The 2,295-nt window shown below is 39.1% G+C and carries 2 protein-coding genes; both read left to right on the top strand.

Annotated features, from left to right (window positions below; genetic code table 11):
• The first annotated feature begins 537 nt into the window (after nucleotides 1-537).
• On the top strand, nucleotides 538-1,161 hold the full coding sequence (locus tag NB504_RS06430; RefSeq protein ID WP_222716224.1) for a hypothetical protein: 624 nt from the start codon (nucleotides 538-540) through the stop codon (nucleotides 1,159-1,161).
• A 168-nt stretch (nucleotides 1,162-1,329) separates the two neighbouring features.
• Entirely contained in the window at nucleotides 1,330-1,743 is a 414-nt protein-coding gene (locus NB504_RS06420) for an RDD family protein (RefSeq protein ID WP_019283386.1), read from the top strand.
• Nucleotides 1,744-2,295 lie beyond the last annotated feature (552 nt).

Here is a 2,295-nt window from a genome sequence, read left to right as displayed (position 1 = left end):
AACTCAGGTAAATTTAGGGGCTCAATCTTTTGGGATTTCTCCGGCTATTCGTTTTGTGTTGTCGGCAAATGAACTTTTTCACCCTCAGATTCGTGGTTAACTCAAACCGTAAAACAGACAAGATTCTTGGTTTGCCTCAATCATTTTTAGCGTTGGCTTGCTGCCAATTCAGCTGGCGCAAAGTGTGGAAAGGACAAGTTTATCGAGCATTTTGTACTTGCTGAAGTTTTCGCTCGTTGAGCTTTCCTGACACAAAAGCTTGGTTTGTTGCTGAAAGGTGGACTTGGTTTTGGCGGCTCATTTATCACAGTTCTTGCTTGGGTTGATTCTTGAATCACTCAACCATTGCAATTGTGGCTTTTGGTCGTGTAAATTCAGTTTATCTCATTGAATTTGCATAACAAACGGCTCAAGAGGGATTGCCAATGCTTGGCGACTTTAGTGCAAAATTGAAATTCAGTGTTTACAGTGTGTTTTTTGAGTTCGGCGGTGCGTTGTCAACCCCTTAGCCGGGCGTTATGCAACTAATGGAGTTTTATGGATATACTTTTCAATATTATTTTTGCATTAAGTGGTGCAGTTTTGGGTTCTATATTGGGACATCGATTTACTATTGGGTTATCTAAAGATAGGGCTACACAGCAAAAAAAGGCGTTATACAATGAGGTTTTTATCATCCAGACTGAATTTGTAAACTACTTAAAACCCTTAATTGATGAATTTAATGAGCCTTTCCGACAAAAGTATTTTGGACCTCCTTTAATTTACACACGATTGATAGAAAATCTAATGGTCGAATTATCGGGGTCAGATGAAATAATTTCTATCGAACAGAGAAAGTTTCTCGTTCGTATTGGCCATAAAGATAAAGCGCTTTCAAAAAAAGACAATAGCCGCTCAGCGTTTGTTGAACGTTGGCTTATTAGCAATGGTAACCTAGATTTTTCTGAGAAGTTATCAACTGAGCAAAGCATTCAGTTTTGGACTGCACACTTACTTCGCGAGGTGGTTGATATTATTTTCCATGCTTCTAAATTTTTGGAAGAAAAAGATAACTTTATGTTTCGAGAATACTCTTTAGAACAAAAAATCATTGCGGTATGTAAGTATAGCGATATTGCTTATGAGTCTTCATTTTGGACTAAAGTCATCCAGCGATAAAGTTGCATAACAAACGCTTCAAGAGGGACTTCCAACGCATGGCATTTTTACTATGCGTTGGTTTTTGTGGTTACGGTGTTATGCGGAAACTTGGTAGTAGCGTTGTCAGCCCCTTAAGCGGGCGTTAGCAAATTTATTCGATATCTAACTCGCATGGAGGAAAAGTAAGTGGAAATAGATAGAGATTCGATCATTGAATCACATAGGCTGGCAAGCCCGGGTCTTCGTTATCTAGGGCAAATCATTGATGGTGCAATAAGTGCCACAATATTCATTTTCTTTCTTTGGCTCGGTACTTTGATTGGTTTATCCCAAGCTTCATCAAGCTTAATAGCATTTTCGGCAGCTGCTTTATATTTTCTACTTTCTGACGGTTTACCTAAAGGGCAAAGTCTCGGTAAGAAACTACTAGGGATCTCAGTTATAGATTCGGTTACAGGAAAAAGTTGTAGTTTCCCTCAGTCATTTTTTCGTAACCTTCTGACACCAATAATTGGTATGATCGACGCGGTCTTTATTCTTGGCAAAAGAAGACAGAGGTTAGGTGACAAGCTGGCAAAAACAATCGTTGTAGTAAATTAGCTAACAAACGGCTCAAGAGGGATTGCCAACGCGTGGCGGTTTTAGTGCAAAATTTAAGTCTAGTGTTTACAGTGTGTTTTTTGAGTTTGGCGGTGCGTTGTCAACCCCTTAGCCGGGCGTTAGGCAAGGTGAGTTTTTATCAGCTAAATCGAGTTTAAATTGAACGGTAAATTCCATGTTTTGTGGTTTAATTTAAGCAATAAATAATCATCACATATTTGTTGTTTCTTGATCGCGTTGGGTTGTTTAGCGCTGTGAGTTTAGCGGCAAAATAACCTTCAGCATCCAAACGTCCGCCGAGCATGCTACGCTCGTCACTTTTCTTCCAAACCGCTCAATTTGAGTTTTTTTGTTTCTTTGCTGATTTAGCGTTTTGGTTTATAAATGAATGGTTTAATTTGCTTCAAATTTACAAAAAAGCTCGTTCTTTGGTTTTGAAAATGTCGTTGCCAATCGGTTGGCCTAACAAACGGCTCAAGAGGGATTGCCAACGCGTGGCGACTTTAGTGCAAAATTGAAGTTCAGTGTTTACAGTGTGTTTTTTAAGTTCAG

The sequence above is a fragment of the Vibrio sp. RM-69-4 genome, from assembly GCF_024743775.1.
Classification (GTDB): domain Bacteria; phylum Pseudomonadota; class Gammaproteobacteria; order Enterobacterales; family Vibrionaceae; genus Vibrio; species Vibrio anguillarum.
This window is presented reverse-complemented; position numbering and strand designations above follow the sequence as displayed.

Bases quoted from the DNA above. Each gene is read 5' to 3' on its own strand.
- NB504_RS06430 (WP_222716224.1), top strand. From the start codon at position 538: ATGGATATACTTTTCAATATTATTTTTGCATTAAGTGGTGCAGTTTTG.